Origin of the sequence: Gordonia soli NBRC 108243, from assembly GCF_000334455.1 — a bacterium.
GTDB lineage: Bacteria > Actinomycetota > Actinomycetes > Mycobacteriales > Mycobacteriaceae > Gordonia > Gordonia soli.
The window spans coordinates 1-14,772 of sequence record NZ_BANX01000001.1; the positions used below are offsets into that span (position 1 = coordinate 1).

Here is a 14,772-nt window from a genome sequence, read left to right on the forward strand (position 1 = left end):
AGGCGAACCGAATCGAATCTGTTGAGACCGTTGCGCCGTGAGGACGACTTCTGATCTGCAGTGAACGATGCCCTACTCGACACTAGCCGATCACCATGAGGTGGCGGAGACAACCTCTCGGAGGCTGGCAGGTCTGACCGCACGCCTGAGCGCGATCAGTCGACACCCACCGCACGATCAACTGCTTACAGCGCACGGTCGGCGACTTCGGGCGCACGATCAACACTTTCGAGCGCACGGTCGGCGACTTCGGGCGCACGATCAACGAATCAGAGCGCACGATCGACGAGAACGCCCTCGTACGAATCCGATTCGTACGAGGGCGTTCTCGAGGTCAGGTCGTGATGGGCGGCCGTTCAGCTCAGTAGCGGTAGTGCTCCGGCTTGTACGGACCCTCGACGTCGACATTGATGTACTCGGCCTGCTCCTTGGTCAGCTTGGTGAGCGAGCCGCCCAGCGCCTCCACGTGGATGCGGGCGACCTTCTCGTCCAGGTGCTTCGGGAGTCGGTAGACCTCGTTGTCGTACTGCTCGTTCTTGGTCCACAGCTCGATCTGCGCGATGACCTGGTTGGAGAAGCTGTTGCTCATCACGAAGGACGGGTGGCCGGTCGCGTTGCCCAGGTTGAGGAGTCGGCCCTCGCTCAGGACGAGGATCGACTTGCCGTTCTCGAACACCCACTGGTCGACCTGCGGCTTGATGTTGATCCGCTTCGAGCCCGAGCGCTCGAGGCCGGCCATGTCGATCTCGTTGTCGAAGTGGCCGATGTTGCCCAGGATGGCCTTGTCCTTCATCTGCTGCATGTGGGCGTAGGTGATGATGCCGAGGTTGCCGGTCGAAGTGATGACGATGTCGGCGTCGGCGATCGCCTGCTCGACGGTGACGACGTCGAAGCCGTCCATCAGCGCCTGCAGCGCGTTGATCGGGTCGATCTCGGTGACCTGCACGCGCGCGCCCTGGCCGGCCAGCGACTCCGCGCAGCCCTTGCCCACGTCGCCGTACCCGCAGATGAGGACCTTCTTGCCACCGATGAGAACGTCGGTGCCGCGGTTGATGCCGTCGATCAGCGAGTGGCGGGTGCCGTACTTGTTGTCGAACTTGCTCTTGGTGACCGAGTCGTTGACGTTGATCGCCGGGAAGGCGAGGTCGCCGGCGGCAGCGAACTGGTACAGCCGCAACACACCCGTGGTGGTCTCCTCGGTGACGCCCTGCACCGACTCGGCGATGGTCGTCCACTTGGTCTTGTCGTCCTCGAAACGGCTGCGCAGCAGGTCGAGGAAGACCTTGTACTCGGCGGAGTGGTCGTCGTCCGCGGGCGGCACCACGCCGGCCTTCTCGAACTCGGCGCCCCGCAGGACGAGCATGGTGGCGTCGCCACCATCGTCCAGGATCATGTTGGGGGCGCTGTGACCCTTCGACCCGCTCGCTTCGCTCCCGGCGTCGGCCGGCCACGTGAGCATCTGCTCGGCGGCCCACCAGTACTCCTCGAGGGTCTCGCCCTTCCACGCGAACACCGGGACGCCCTTGGGCTCGTCGACGGTGCCGTGCGGGCCGACGACGATCGCGGCGGCTGCGTGGTCCTGCGTCGAGAAGATGTTGCACGATGCCCAACGCACCTCGGCGCCGAGCGAGACCAGCGTCTCGATCAGGACAGCCGTCTGGACCGTCATGTGCAGCGAACCCGAGATGCGCGCGCCCTTGAGCGGCAGGACCTCGGCGTACTCGCGGCGGAGCGAGATCAGGCCCGGCATCTCGTGTTCGGCGAGTTCGATCTCCTTGCGGCCGAACTCGGCCAGCGACAGATCCGCGACCTTGAAATCGATCCCGTTACGGCTGTCGGCCTGTGGTGCGGAGTTCGCCACCGTGGTCATCTGATCCCCTTCGTCGTGGACGGCGCGCGCCACCGCGTCGCAGTCTTCTGCTGTGCTCGGACCCAAGGCTATCGGACCGGTGAGACGGCCGATCGGGGCGTCGGCCGGGGATGCGCCGACGCCCCCGGACGCCTACTCGCCGTCGGTCGTCCCGGTCGTGTTCGATGCTCCTGCGGCCGAACCGGCAGACGCCCCCGCGCCCTCGACGGACGGGACCTCGCCGCGCTCGCGCCGGCCGACCATCGAATGGCGCTGGCTGTACAGGAAGTAGACCGCCACACCGATGACCATCCAGATTCCGAAGCGGATCCAGGTCAGTGCCGACAGGTTCAGCATCAGCCAGATGCACGCGATGATCGCGAGCACCGGGATGATCGGTCCGCCAGGAACGGTGAAACCGCGCTTGAGGTCTGGACGTGTACGCCGCAGCACGACGACGCCACCGGCGACGACGACGAACGCGAACAGGGTCCCGACGTTGACCATCTCCTCGAGCTTGTCGATCGGGAAGAAGCCCGCGACGATCGCGACCACGACACCGACGAGTGCGGTGATCCGCGCAGGCGTGCCGAACCGCGGGCTGGTCTTGGCCAGACCTCGCGGCATCAGTCCGTCGCGGCACATGGCGAACAGGACTCGCGACTGCCCGAGCATCAGCACCATCACGACGGTGGTCAGACCCGCGAGCGCACCGATCGAGATGATCTTCTCCGCCCACGTCACGCCGTTCAGGGCGAACGCATCCGCGAGGTTCTTCGCGTCGTCGCCGTCGGTCGCGAGTTGCTTGTAGTTGACCATGCCGGTGACCACGATCGTGACCAGCACGTACAGGACCGTTACGATCGCCAGCGATCCCAGGATGCCGCGCGGGATGTCGCGCTTGGGGTTCTCGGTCTCCTCCGCGGTGGTGGCAACGACGTCGAAACCGATGAACGCGAAGAACACGATCGACGCGGCGGCCAGGACGCCGTACCAGCCGTATGAACTGTCACCACCACCGGTGATGAGCGAGAAGAGCGTCGAATCGACCGACTTCTCGGTGTCTCCGCCGGTCTCGGCGGGCGGCACCAATGGGGAATAGTTGGCGGCCTTCACATAGAAGAATCCGACGACGATGACCAGCAGCACGACGGCGACCTTGATCGCGGTGATGATGCCACTCACCCGCGACGACAGTTTGGTTCCCAGGATCAACAGGGTCGTGACCACGGCGACGATGAGGATCGCACCCCAGTCCACCTTGAGGCCGCCAATCTCGACGGTGCCGCCGGCGAAGCCGAAGACGTTGCCGAGGTAACTCGACCAGCCCTTGGAGACCACGGATGCACCGACCGCGAACTCGAGGATGAGGTCCCAACCGAGGATCCACGCGAGGAACTCTCCGAACGTGGCGTAGCCGAAGGTGTACGCAGATCCGGCCACCGGAACAGTGGATGCGAACTCCGCATAGCAGAGTGCGGCCAGCGCACAGGCGATCGCCGCCATCACGAACGAGATCGAGATCGCCGGTCCTGCTTTGTCACCTGCGGTGGACGCGGTGATCGTGAAGATGCCGGCGCCGATGACGACGGACACGCCGAAGACGATCAGATCCCGGTAGGTCAGGTTCTTGCGTAACTGGTGACCGGGTTCGTCGGTGTCGGCCATCGATTGCTCGATGGATTTCGTCCGGGTCAGTGGGTTTGCCATCGTGGGCCCTCCTCCGCCGGACCCGCCTGGACCCGACCTCGCGCTCGCGGATGAACGATTGCAGTCGCGCCTGCCAACGCTATCGGAGAAAGACTGAACCGCGAGTCGAATCCGAGCAGGCGGTCAGCCGGCGGTGCATCAGGACGGGGTCGACGAACGGTCCAGGTCCGGCTCGAGGTAGATGACCCGCGCCTGCGGGAGCGCGGCGCGGACCCGCGCCTCGGCAGAGTCGATGGCTGCGGCCACGGCGGCTACGTCGGTCTTCGGCGGGATCGCGATCTTGGCCGCCACCAACAGTTCCTCCGGGCCGAGGTACTGGGTACGCAGGTGGATGACGCGGTCGACGCCCTCGCCCACCAGCGCCGACTGCAGGGCGGTCTCCTCGTCCTCGGTGGCGCCCTCGCCGATCAGGAGGCTCTTCATCTCCACGATCAGGATCACGGCGATGATCCCCAGCAGCACACCGATGCACAGGGTGCCGACACCGTCCCAGATCGCGTTGCCGGTCAGCCACGTGAGGCCGACGCCCCCCAGGGCGAGGAGCAGACCGACCAGTGCGCCGGTGTCCTCGAGCAACACCACCGGGAGCTCCGGCGACCGCGAGTTGCGGATGAATCGCCACCAGCTGGCAGAACCCTTGAGCGGCTTGGACTCCCGGAAGGCGGTACGGAAGCTGTACCCCTCGAGCGCGATGGCCACCACCAGGATGACGACCGCGACGATGGGCGACTCGAGGCCGTGGTCGTGGGCGTGCCTGATCTTCTCGACGCCCTCGTAGATCGCGAAGAGCGAGCCGAGGGTGAACAACACCAACGCGACGATGAAGGAGTAGAAGTACCGGCTGCGCCCATAGCCGAAGGGATGCAGTCGATCCGCGGCCTTGGCGGCCCGACGTTGACCGAGGAGCAGCAAACCCTGGTTCGAGGTGTCGGCGACCGAGTGCACGGCCTCGGCGAGCATCGACGACGACCCGGTGATCAGGAAGCCGACGAACTTGGCCAACGCGATCCCGGCGTTCGCCAGCAACGCGGCGATGATCGCCCTCTTGGATCCCTCCACCGACACGGTCCGCTCCTGTCCCTGTTCGTCTGCCGCTGTTCGTGCTCGCCGCTGTTCGTACACAGCGGGCGGAGCAGTGGTCTGCCGGGCGGACTCTAACCCATCATGGCCCGATCGACATCTACCCGCGAGACGAATCGGCCCGCCCGCCGGTAGCCGGTGGGCGGGCCGATTCACCTCTGCGAGGTGGTACTAGGCCGAGTACATCCGGCCGATGCGCGTGTCGGTCTCGCGCATCAGGTCGCCGGCGTTGCCGACGCCCTTGCCCAGTCCGAGCAGCTGCTCGCGGGCCTCCATGAACACACGGTCCCAGTTGTTCTGGGACTCCTGGTAGGACACCGAGGCGCCGGAGTCCCAGCTCCCCTTCAGTCCTTCCACGGTGCGCTTGAGCTCGTCGGAGAGATCTCCGAGTCGCTTGAAGTGGTTGTTCAGGTCACCGGACAGGGTCTGGATACCGGCGAAGTTGTAGTTGATCGTGCCGTCGGCCATGAGAGGTCTCCTCGGTCGAGTTGAAGTGGTGGTCGGTCGGTCAGAGGCGGAGCAGGCCGCCGCCGGTGCTCTGCGCGACCGTCTGAGCCGACTGGTTGTCGTCCTCGTCGTAGGAGTTGAAGGAGACGCCCAGCTTCGACGCGATGTCGTCGAGCGCGGTCTGCAGCTTGGTCGCCGAGCCACTCCAGTCGGCGTGGGTGTTCACGAAGGCCACCTTGGCCTTGCCCGCCCAGTTGGCCGGGTCGGCACCGTTGTCGGCTGCAGCCTGGATCTGCTTGATGATCCCTTGCATCTCGTTGACGATGTTGTCGACCTTGGCCTTCCCTTGGAGACCGCCTGCAACATCGACATTCACCGAACCTGTACCGCTCATAGATGTCCTCCTGTGTTACGGCACCGCTCGGTGCCCGATGTCGGTATCCGCGACACAGATACCCTGATTCCCGCCCCGGCCGGTGTCATGGCATCCACCGCCCCTCGGGCACGGTCTCGATCAGCAGGCCGACTGCCTGCGCGATTCGATGACCGGTGCCCGGCGAGAGGGTGGTCCACACCCGTCCGTCCGGAGACCTACTGGGACTGGCGACGATTCGACCCCGATCGGTGTCGAGAACTGCCAGTGCTCCAGAAGACTGAGTGGAGATCCCGTCTGCGGACGACACCGCGACGATCTCCGTGCGTGCTCGGCACGATGCCAACGCGGCGCCGACGAGTCCTGCCTCGACCGGACCCGCACCGACCGCGTGCAGCGCGTCGGCGGTGTCGTTCGGTCCCTGGCACCGTGCGAGCCGGTCGGCGATCTCGCCTGCCGGCGCACTGATCCCGACGAAATCGGGCACCGGCGCGTCGCCGAGCCGGCGTCGGACGATCGCGCCGAGGTCGGCGGTACCGGTGACCAACTGTCCGCCGATCTCGACCGTGTCGCCGCGCCGGACGGCGACCGCATGATCGAAGCCGTTGCGTGCCACGCACATGCGCCACGAGTCGGTCTCACTGAACGTGCGTACCTCGAGGAGACGCTCGGGCGTCGACAACACCCGCAGGGCGGTGGCCAACCAGGTTGCCGGCTCTCCGTCGGCCAGCAGCCCGGTCGTCGCGATCTCCTGATCGGCCCGTCGCGCAGCGGCGAGAGCGGTCACGGCGTCGTCGTACCGGGGGCGCAATCCGAGAACCACCGGCCAGGTCTGCACCCCGCATCGCTCACCGAGGCGTTGCAGGACATCGGTGTCGAGCACCAGCGTCCGTTCGTCGGTCCGGGTCATCATCGCCCACCCCCCGACGATCCGAGAGACAAGGTCTCGGTGACATAGGGCGACGTCGGCGGCTGGTCGGCGACCGGCGTAACGGCGTGGTCGGCGACCGGTGTGGCCGCCACTGCGATGTCGGCCCAGGTGCGCGGCTCGTCATCCGACAGCGACTCGCCCGCCAGCGATTCCGTCGGAGCCGGGGCGGACTCGTCGGCGGCGCCGGCCATCTTCACCTGGACGGTGCGTTCGTTGGCGGCGACGACGCCATGCATGGGCATCGGCGGCGGCACGGCTCCGGTCGCCGCCGGGGCGGCCACGGGTGTCGGGCCGGGGACGACCGCTGCTGGGGCAGCACCGGCCACCATCGTCGGTGCGTACCGTGTTTTCTCCGCTGCCTGCGTGTACGAGCCCGCCCACATCGGACCGATCGCCGGCGAGACCGCAGGCGTCGGCGACGGCGTGGGGGCGACAGCGGCACGAGCAGCTGCCTCGCGGGCAGCCTGCTCGACGGAGAGTGCATGTCCGGAAACAAGGTTCGGTGCTGCGAGACCGGTGCCCCACGGCGTGCCGACCGGCTCGGTGGCACTCTCGTAGGTCTGCATCACGCGCGATGCACGTGCCTGCTGCTCGTGGATCGCCCGTTCGACGTGGGCTGCGGCACCGCCGAGTGCCGGCGCGACGGCCGAAGCAGCCGTGGCGATCTCGCGCATCTTCTCCGCGAGGTCGACCTCGGCGATGTTCGGCATCGACAAGCGTGCGACCGTGATGGCCGCCGCCTGGCTCTCCGAGCGGGCTGCATTGCGCCCAGCCTCTGCTGCGATCTCTCCGAACCAGGGCGCCAGCCGAGTGAGCTTCTCGAAAGCCGCACTGGCATGGACCGATTCCCAGCTCGTCGCGAGACGCGCGAGGATCGCAGAGTACTCGACCCCGGCGGCGGCCAGCTCCCGGCCCAGCCCGGCCCACGCCGCCCCGGCCTCGGCCAACGGGGCCGGGCCGGCACCTGCCGCGAGGTCGGCGGCGAGACGTTCGGTGGTGCGGGCGTCCCACACGACTCCGGTGAATCCGGTCATCTCGTCTCCTCTCGCTGATCAGGTGACCCGGTCGGGTCGGTGTGCTGGTGGATGTGCGGCTGGTGCGGTTCAGGCGGTGTGGCTCACGCGGAGTCGGTCAGATCTTGAAGGCTGCCGACACCTCGTCGTCGGCGGCATCGACACCCGTTGCCTGCGACCTCAGGATGGCGGCGATCTTGCGCAACTCGCGGACACCGTCGGCGGCGTCCTTGCCGAATCCATCTGCGACCGTGGTGAAGGAGGTCGCCGAAGCGGTCGAGACCTCGTCACGGCCCGCCGACGGAACGCGGAGCCTCTCCGCAGCGCCGTGGAGCGTCGATGCCAGCCGGTCGGCGAGCTTGTCCAGATCGGCTGCCGCAGAGACCAGTTCGGTCGGGTTGACGCTGAGGTTGGCGTCGGCCATGGCTGCTTCCTCTTTCTCGGGTGCTGGTGCGGATCGTGTTGCTCGGGGCGGTGTTGCTCGGGATGGTGCTGTCTGGGTCAGGTGCGGGCGGCGTCCCCGGCGGGCGGGCCCAGTCTCAGTTCGATGTCCGGCGCCGGCTCGGACTCGGCCGGCTCGTCATGACCGAGCACCGGGGGCGCGACGTCGGGTACCTCACCCACGACCTGCTGGCCGTGGTCCTGGGTGACGAGATAGTCCGGCACCTCGTGCTGTTCATCTGACGCACCGGCGCCCCGTGCGGCTCCCGCACCGGACATCGGGGCCATGGAACCCGGCATCGGAGCCGCCGTGGTGACCGACGGACGGGTCGACTGCGACGGACCGAAGCCCGCAGGTTCGGTCGCACCGGCGACGCCGGAGACCGCAGGACGACCGGCGAGCTGCGTCGCCATGCCCCCGATGCCGCCGAGGGCTCCGATCCCGCCGGCGCCACCTTTGCCTCCACCGCCGCCACCGCCACCGCCGTCGGGGCCACGATGTGGGCCGGGCGTGGTGGTCGGGACACCTGTGACGGTGTCGGGCTGGTTGATGCCGAGCATGGTGCTGACCGGCTTCGCGATCATCGAAGGCAGTTCGGTCACCGACGAGACGGCCGGGGTCACCGACTCCAAGACAGTGTTGGCGACCGCGAACGGAGATTGCGCGGCGCCGGCACCACCGGGAGCTCCCGTCACTTTGACCGGCGCGCCGTTGGCGGTCATGTGCGTCGTCGGTGCGAGCAACTGGGCGCGTGTCGCTGCCACGGCCGTGGTCGCCTCGGCGAGGCCGGACGAGGCGAAGCCGACCGCCATTCCCTGCCCAATCGGTGTCATGATGATCGGGATCGTGCCGGTGATCAGCGCGATGGTCTTGCCGATGATCGCCTGCACCGCAGCCAGTCCCGCGCCGACGATCCCGGCGGCCGCGTTGATGTCGAACGAGATCCCGGTCCCCTGTGTGGAGAGCACGGCGGTGTCGGCGCCTGCCTGGGCGCTCTTGCCCGCGGCAGCGATCGACGACTGCCCCATCCACAGCTGATCGGCGGCCTTCACCGCGCCGGTACCCATCTGCATACTCGTGTTGAGCACCTCGGACAGGCCCGAGAAGATCTGCGACGGATCGAAATCCGCCCCCGAGAGATTGCCCGTGCCGAACCCGCCGAGCAGATCTGTGAGCGGCTTGATGAGCAGGTCGAGGTTGATCGGAGGCAGCGGCGGCAAGCCGGGGAGCGGAGGCAGCGCGGGCAGCTGCGGAAGCGGCGGCAGGCCCAGGCCGTTCAGCACGTCGGCCACGGGGGTGTCCAGGATGGGCCCCAGCGGCGACGCGTTGATCATGTCCTGCACCGACATCTCGGTCAGTGCGGGAATCGAGGGTTCGGGGCTCACAGCACCGAACGGATCGCGGCACCGCTGCCGCCGTCGTTGCCCTCGAAGTCACTCAGCCCCGACAGCGTGGTGGCCGCGGTGCCGGCGTGGACAGCGGCGAGGCTGCCGACCGAGAACAGATGATTGGCCTGTGCGGCGATGAAAGAGGCGAGGAACTCCTGGCCGATGACCCCGAACACCGGCACCATCACGGCGGTGTTTGCTGCCGCATTGATGGATCCGGCGGCGGCGACCGCGGAGGCCATCGCGGCATGGGTCGACCCGAATGCTGTCAGCACCTCGGGTGCAACGGTCACCTTCTCCATGCTGTCCCCTCTTCTCTCGTCATCTCGTCGCTCTCTCCACAGTCGGACGCAGCGACGAGGGTTTCGGTTCCACCGGTCGCCATCGGGTTTCGCGGGTCATCCGCCGGGGCGGGAGTCGAGCAGTTCGGCGAACGACTCGTTGAACTCCTCGGTGATGTGTGCTCGCCGCGCGAATGCGCGTTGCGCAGCCAGTGCGGCTGTCGAGACGATCTGATGTCCGAGTCCATCGGTTCCGAGATCGTTCGCGCCCGGCGCGAGCCACAGTCCGGTCAGTGCACCGACACCGTCGACCTCGACGGTCACCAGGTCATCCGCGGAGGTCTCGCGAACCGAGATCGCCTTCAACTTCTCGTCGAGTTCGGCCAGTCCGTTGAGCTGTGCATTGGCTCGCGCCTCGAGTTCGTCCATCGCCCACGACATCACAGCCCCCTCAGACCCGACGCAGCCACGACGTCGGCGCATCGACCTCGTGGTCGTCGAGTTGTTCGGCACGGGCCAGATCGTCGGCGGTCGGGAGTCGCATCGCATCGACGACGTCGCGGGTCACCCCGGATGCGACGAGCTGATCGCGCAGCGCGATGCCCGCGGCCATCGCCGATTGACGGCACAGTCGGAAGATCTCGGCGCCGAGCACGGCGGGATCCTTGTCGAGCTGCGAGCGATCCAGACGGATGTGGGTCGGCAGTCCCTGCGCGGTGGTGGTGACCGTGATCCCGCCCGAGCGCGAACTCGCCTGAGATCCGCGGAAAGCGGCCGCACCATCGAATTCGACACCGACACCAGCAGTGGTCGATTCCACGCCGTCAGGAATGCGGTTTCCGAATGACGAACGACTTTCAGACGACATACTCTTCACCCCCCTCACGCCAGTTATGACGCCACCCGGACCACTTCGGTTCCATCGGCTCGTACCCCAATGTCAACGGCCGATTGTCGACGGCGGATCGATCACCTACGGACCAGCCCGCTGAGCAGCAGAAATGCGGTCGCACACCCCGCTGCGCGTCGACGCGTCCATGATCTTGCCATACCCGATGGACACCGACCAGGCAGGAAAGGAGAACCACTCGTTCGGGCGAATAAGGAATCGACGCGGGATGTGCGTGCGTCACCGTCGCAGAATTCAGCGCGATCGGGTATCGGTCGACGACGGTACCCGGAGAGCCGACAGATCCCGCCGGATGCGGTCACCCGACGGCGCGCACCAGACCGACAGCACCCCGGCGCACAGCCTGCTCGTCGAGTCGTTCGGGCGGCCCCTCCCACGCGCCCAACGCCCGGGACCGTCGGAACCAGAACTGCGCGTCGTGTTCCCAGGTGAAGCCGATGCCGCCGAGGACCTGCACCAGGGTCGCCGCCCCGGCGGTGGCGGCGCGGGCAGCCGCGGCCGCCGCCAGCGGCGCCCACGCGGGGAGGGTCTCGGTACCGTCGGGACCCTGGAGACCCCCGGAATCGTCCGGAATACACCGATCTGCCGCCGCAACAGCTCGCTGTGCGAGCGCGGACGCCTTCTCCACTGCGACGACATCGGTGGCCAATCGATGGGAGATCGCCTGGTTGACCCCGATCGGCCGTCCGAACTGCACCCGCTCGCGGGCGTACGCGGCGCCGGCGCGAGCACACGCGCGGGCGACACCCAGTTGCTCCGCGGCGACGAGCACCGAGGCGAGATCTGCTGCGTGCGAACGCGAGGACATCCTTCCCACGACGGTCGCCCGCACATGGTCGAGCAGCACCCGCGCATGTCCTCGGCCCGGGTCCATCGAGGCCACCGACTCGAGACGGCATCCGGTGCCGCACGGATCGACTCGGAGCAGGTGTCCGTCATCCGCGACCAGGAGCAGGTGATGCGCACCGATGACGTCGGGAACAGCCGGCAGGTCGGCCGAGACCCGCACCCCTGGCCCCGAGCCGCCATCGAGCACCGCGACAGCATCACCTGGTCGCACCGCGACAGCATCACCTGGTCGCACCGCGACAGCCACGACCTCGGAGCGCTCCGCGACGCCGACGTACAGCTCGCGCACCATCTCGGCGGAGACGGCGTCGGTCAGGCAGTCGATGGACGGAGACGCTCCGGACGACGCACGACCCCGTCCACCCGCACGCAGCAACAAGAGCCCCAGCAGGGTCGACCGCACCGGCGCCGGACTGACCGCGCCACCGGCGATCTCAACGACCACCGCAGCATGGTGCGCCGACAGCCCGAGGCCCCCGAATCCCGGCGGCACCACCAGTCCCCCGACGCCGAGGTCACCGCTCAGCAGGCCCCAGCGGCGATCGTCCCAGCGGTCGGCCACCCCGTCGGCGATCGCGCGCGTCTCCGAGACCGCCGTGCCATCGGCGAAGAACTCCTCGACCGCGGCCCGCAGCTCGTGCACCGACAGCTCGACGGTCATGTCACCTCCATCTGGTCGACCGGCTCGCGACCCTTGCCTCGACGTAAAACTAAATCTAACATCAGATTCAGTTCTGGCCTGCAATCTCGCGAACCGGCCGATCACCACGACCGATGACCGTCGACATCTGGAGTGACAATGGCGATGAAGACCCGGGCCGACTATCTGGCGTCGCTCGCCGACGGCCGGCGGTTGTTCGCCGACGGCGTCGAGGTCGGTCCCGACGATCTCTTCACCAATCCGCAATTCGCACAGTCGATCCGGCTCGTCGCAGACGGCTACGACAAGCACTACCGGCCGGGCGCGGAAGCCAGCGGACCGTACTTCACGATCCCGACGACGATCCCCGAGCTGCGGGAGACGCTGGCCGATCTCCTCGGATGGGACATGGTCACGGTGACCACCTCGCAGGGACTCCTCGCATTGCTCACCGCTGCGGCCAGGATACGCGCGGGTCTGCCCGAGCACGCCGATCGAATCGAGCGATACTTCCGCTGGTGCCGGGAGAACGACGTCCGCTGCGTGCAAGCGATCACCGACGCGAAGGGCAATCGCAAACTGCCACCGTCCAAACAGGACGACCCCGACCTCTACACCCGAATCGTCGAGCGCCGCCCCGACGGAATCGTCATCCGCGGAGCCAAACTGCACATCTCCTCGGCGGCCATCTCCCACGAACTCGTGGTGATGCCGACGAAGAACATGAAGCCCGGTGAGGAGGACTGGGCCGTGGCCTGCGGCGTACCGGTGAACGCGCCGGGCGTCCGCATCGTGAACACCAGCTACGCACCCCGCGACCGCGAGGACGACTTCCCGATCAGCCGCGAGCACAACATGCCCGAAGGGTTCATCGTCTTCGACGACGTCTTCGTCCCGAACGAGCGCGTCTTCCTCGACGGTCAGACCGAGCACTCGGCGACCTTCGCGCATGCCCTCGGTCTGTGGGAGAGGCTCGGCGGCACAGCCCATCTGGCCGAACAGGGCGACATCATGGTCGGCCTGGCACAACTCATCGCGGAGGCCAACGGCACCGACACCGTCTCGCACGTCCGCGAGAAGATCGCGGAGATGGTCATCTATGCCACGCTCGTACACGCGGGGTTGGAGGCGGCGATCACGAACGCCGAACCCTCGCCTGAGGGCTGGATGTTCCCGAGTGAGCTCTACACCAACGCGGCCAAGCACTATGGCGCTGCGGAGTACAGCCGGATGATCCGACACCTGCACGACATCGGCGGGGGCGCGATCCTCACCGCGCCGTCGGTCGCCGACTTCCGCAGTGCCGAGGTCGGCTCCTACGTCGCGAAGTACATGCGCACGATGGACGGGGTGGACGGCGAGTACCGGGCCCGTCTCTTCCATGCCATCCGCGACCTGACCGCGGACGCCTACGGCGGGTGGAACCTGGTCACGATGCTGCAGTCCGGCGGCGGTCTGTACGCGCAACGTCTGGTGGCCCGCAAGCACTTCGACATGGATCGGGCGAAACGACTGGCACTCGCCGAGGCCCGCATGCCCGCCCACCTCGTCGCCGCCGGCGGCGAGAGCCGATCGTGACCACCCTGCTCGACGCGGTCGACGTCGACGCCACAGTCGCAGCACTGGAGCGTCGCTTCGCCGCGAGCTCGCCGGAGGTCACCGGAGACGCGGCATGCGACCGGATCTCCGCCATCGAGGAGACCACCGAGGGCACCGCGCGACGACTCGGTTCCGCACAGGCGGTACAACGCGCCCTGTTCGATGCCGGCCTCGCCAACCCCTCCGGACCTCCCGAACTCGGCGGTCGGGGGCTGGATTCGGGCGCGGCGCATCGTGTCCGGGAGATGGTCGCGTCCGCTGACCTCCCCGACCGCGCGATGTTGTTCGTCGGACTCCACATCGTCGGCGCGGCAATCGCCCGACACGGGTCCGACGATCTCGTCGACCTCGTCCTTCCGGGCCTGTACCGCGGTGACACGGTGGGCTGTCAGCTGTTCTCCGAACCCGGTGCCGGCTCGGACCTGGCCTCGGTCTCCACCCGCGCGCGACGGGACGGAGACCACTGGGTGGTCCGTGGACAGAAGGTGTGGACATCGCACGCACACGTCGCGGACTGGGGAGAGGCGTTGGTGCGCACCGACTCAGTCGACGACGGCGGCACCGGCGGCAGCGACCCTGCTGGCAAACACACCCGACTGACGATGCTGCTGGTCGACATGCACGCACCCGGGGTCACGGTACGCCCGCTGCGACAGATGACCGGATCGGCCGCGTTCAACGAGGTGTTCCTCGACGACGTCGTGGTTCCCGACACCCACCGCATCGGCGAGGTCGGCGGGGGCTGGGCGATCGCGAGGACCAGTTTGTCGGCCGAGCGCGCCATGATGGGCACCCTCGAGGGCCCGCTCACTCGTCGGGTCGTCGACCGGATCGTCGGTCTGGTCGACGACAACCACGCGGCCGACGAGCCCGCACTGCGTGCACCCATCGCCCGGATGGTCGCGGCTGTGGCCGCCGTCGACGCCCTGTCCGAGCGGGAACCCGACGACTGGGATCCGTCGATCAGAGCGGTCGCCGGACCCGTTCACAAGTTGCTGATGACCGAGGCACTCGACGCCATCGCCGACCTCGCCATCGCGATCCTCGGCAGTCGTGCCGTGGCCGACGACGGCGCACCCGACGGCTTCGCGTGGTCCGAATTCGTGCTCAGCACACCGGGTCTGCACCTCGCCGGTGGGACCGACGAGATCCAGCGCAGCATGATCGCGCAACGCGGCCTCGGCCTGCCCAGGGATCGCGAGCCGGGCTGACGGCCCACCCCCCTGGCGGTTCACCACCGCAAGCATTCGCCCCGTCCGC

General features: G+C 67.7%; 15 protein-coding genes. 2 read left to right on the top strand and 13 right to left on the bottom strand.

Translation table 11 applies throughout. From position 1 onward, the window contains the following. Positions 1 to 361: 361 nt before the first annotated feature. The 13 genes from ahcY to GS4_RS00070 all read right to left on the bottom strand — a co-directional run bounded on the left by ahcY (position 362) and on the right by GS4_RS00070 (position 11,934). Positions 362 to 1,870, bottom strand: coding sequence for an adenosylhomocysteinase (ahcY, locus tag GS4_RS00010; RefSeq protein ID WP_040508846.1), 1,509 nt, complete (start codon positions 1,868 to 1,870; stop codon positions 362 to 364). Positions 1,871 to 2,002: 132 nt separating this feature from the next. Continuing rightward, positions 2,003 to 3,559, bottom strand: a complete 1,557-nt coding sequence (locus GS4_RS00015; protein WP_007616188.1) for an amino acid permease — start codon at positions 3,557 to 3,559, stop codon at positions 2,003 to 2,005. 138 nt (positions 3,560 to 3,697) lie between these two features. Continuing rightward, positions 3,698 to 4,624 (bottom strand): cation diffusion facilitator family transporter, encoded by a 927-nt coding sequence (locus tag GS4_RS00020; protein ID WP_007616189.1) that lies wholly within the window; start codon positions 4,622 to 4,624, stop codon positions 3,698 to 3,700. A gap of 186 nt (positions 4,625 to 4,810) precedes the next feature. Then, positions 4,811 to 5,107 carry a WXG100 family type VII secretion target gene (locus GS4_RS00025; RefSeq protein WP_007616190.1) on the bottom strand — a complete coding sequence of 99 codons (297 nt, stop codon included), beginning with the start codon at positions 5,105 to 5,107 and terminating at the stop codon, positions 4,811 to 4,813. A gap of 40 nt (positions 5,108 to 5,147) precedes the next feature. Continuing rightward, positions 5,148 to 5,480: a WXG100 family type VII secretion target gene (locus GS4_RS00030; protein WP_007616191.1), complete on the bottom strand. Its 333-nt coding sequence runs from the start codon at positions 5,478 to 5,480 to the stop codon at positions 5,148 to 5,150. Between the two features lie 85 nt (positions 5,481 to 5,565). After that, on the bottom strand, positions 5,566 to 6,372 hold the full coding sequence (locus GS4_RS00035) for an ESX secretion-associated protein EspG (RefSeq protein WP_007616193.1): 807 nt from the start codon (positions 6,370 to 6,372) through the stop codon (positions 5,566 to 5,568). Further along, positions 6,369 to 7,424: a PPE domain-containing protein gene (locus tag GS4_RS00040; protein WP_007616195.1), complete on the bottom strand. Its 1,056-nt coding sequence runs from the start codon at positions 7,422 to 7,424 to the stop codon at positions 6,369 to 6,371. Before GS4_RS00040 ends, GS4_RS00035 begins: the two co-directional genes overlap by 4 nt. Positions 7,425 to 7,521: 97 nt before the next feature. Continuing rightward, positions 7,522 to 7,827: a PE family protein gene (locus GS4_RS00045; RefSeq protein WP_007616197.1), complete on the bottom strand. Its 306-nt coding sequence runs from the start codon at positions 7,825 to 7,827 to the stop codon at positions 7,522 to 7,524. Positions 7,828 to 7,904: 77 nt separating this feature from the next. Continuing rightward, on the bottom strand, positions 7,905 to 9,230 hold the full coding sequence (locus GS4_RS25915) for a hypothetical protein (RefSeq protein ID WP_007616199.1): 1,326 nt from the start codon (positions 9,228 to 9,230) through the stop codon (positions 7,905 to 7,907). Then, positions 9,227 to 9,535 carry a type VII secretion target gene (locus GS4_RS00055; protein WP_007616201.1) on the bottom strand — a complete coding sequence of 103 codons (309 nt, stop codon included), beginning with the start codon at positions 9,533 to 9,535 and terminating at the stop codon, positions 9,227 to 9,229. Before GS4_RS00055 ends, GS4_RS25915 begins: the two co-directional genes overlap by 4 nt. A gap of 96 nt (positions 9,536 to 9,631) precedes the next feature. Then, positions 9,632 to 9,955, bottom strand: a complete 324-nt coding sequence (locus tag GS4_RS00060) for a YbaB/EbfC family nucleoid-associated protein (RefSeq protein ID WP_007616203.1) — start codon at positions 9,953 to 9,955, stop codon at positions 9,632 to 9,634. 10 nt (positions 9,956 to 9,965) lie between these two features. Continuing rightward, positions 9,966 to 10,334 carry a hypothetical protein gene (locus GS4_RS00065; protein ID WP_157226431.1) on the bottom strand — a complete coding sequence of 123 codons (369 nt, stop codon included), beginning with the start codon at positions 10,332 to 10,334 and terminating at the stop codon, positions 9,966 to 9,968. 388 nt (positions 10,335 to 10,722) lie between these two features. Next, a complete protein-coding gene (locus GS4_RS00070) occupies positions 10,723 to 11,934 on the bottom strand; it encodes an acyl-CoA dehydrogenase family protein (RefSeq protein WP_007616211.1) in 1,212 nt (403 codons plus the stop codon). A gap of 138 nt (positions 11,935 to 12,072) precedes the next feature. On the opposite strand from GS4_RS00070, the gene GS4_RS00075 reads away from it, so the two are divergent. Together GS4_RS00075 and GS4_RS00080 are read left to right on the top strand one after the other, a co-directional pair. After that, positions 12,073 to 13,491: a 4-hydroxyphenylacetate 3-hydroxylase N-terminal domain-containing protein gene (locus GS4_RS00075; RefSeq protein ID WP_007616213.1), complete on the top strand. Its 1,419-nt coding sequence runs from the start codon at positions 12,073 to 12,075 to the stop codon at positions 13,489 to 13,491. Next, complete coding sequence (locus GS4_RS00080) at positions 13,488 to 14,723, top strand: acyl-CoA dehydrogenase family protein (protein ID WP_007616215.1); 1,236 nt, start codon at positions 13,488 to 13,490, stop codon at positions 14,721 to 14,723. The genes GS4_RS00075 and GS4_RS00080 overlap by 4 nt, the downstream gene beginning before the upstream one ends. Positions 14,724 to 14,772: the final 49 nt, after the last annotated feature.

Bases quoted from the DNA above. Each gene is read 5' to 3' on its own strand.
- GS4_RS00030 (WP_007616191.1), bottom strand. From the start codon at position 5,480: ATGAGCGGTACAGGTTCGGTGAATGTCGATGTTGCAGGCGGTCTCCAA.
- GS4_RS00060 (WP_007616203.1), bottom strand. From the start codon at position 9,955: ATGTCGTGGGCGATGGACGAACTCGAGGCGCGAGCCAATGCACAGCTC.
- GS4_RS00045 (WP_007616197.1), bottom strand. From the start codon at position 7,827: ATGGCCGACGCCAACCTCAGCGTCAACCCGACCGAACTGGTCTCTGCG.
- GS4_RS00075 (WP_007616213.1), top strand. From the start codon at position 12,073: ATGGCGATGAAGACCCGGGCCGACTATCTGGCGTCGCTCGCCGACGGC.
- GS4_RS00025 (WP_007616190.1), bottom strand. From the start codon at position 5,107: ATGGCCGACGGCACGATCAACTACAACTTCGCCGGTATCCAGACCCTG.
- GS4_RS00035 (WP_007616193.1), bottom strand. From the start codon at position 6,372: ATGATGACCCGGACCGACGAACGGACGCTGGTGCTCGACACCGATGTC.
- GS4_RS00055 (WP_007616201.1), bottom strand. From the start codon at position 9,535: ATGGAGAAGGTGACCGTTGCACCCGAGGTGCTGACAGCATTCGGGTCG.
- GS4_RS00040 (WP_007616195.1), bottom strand. From the start codon at position 7,424: ATGACCGGATTCACCGGAGTCGTGTGGGACGCCCGCACCACCGAACGT.
- GS4_RS00015 (WP_007616188.1), bottom strand. From the start codon at position 3,559: ATGGCAAACCCACTGACCCGGACGAAATCCATCGAGCAATCGATGGCC.
- GS4_RS00070 (WP_007616211.1), bottom strand. From the start codon at position 11,934: ATGACCGTCGAGCTGTCGGTGCACGAGCTGCGGGCCGCGGTCGAGGAG.
- ahcY (WP_040508846.1), bottom strand. From the start codon at position 1,870: ATGACCACGGTGGCGAACTCCGCACCACAGGCCGACAGCCGTAACGGG.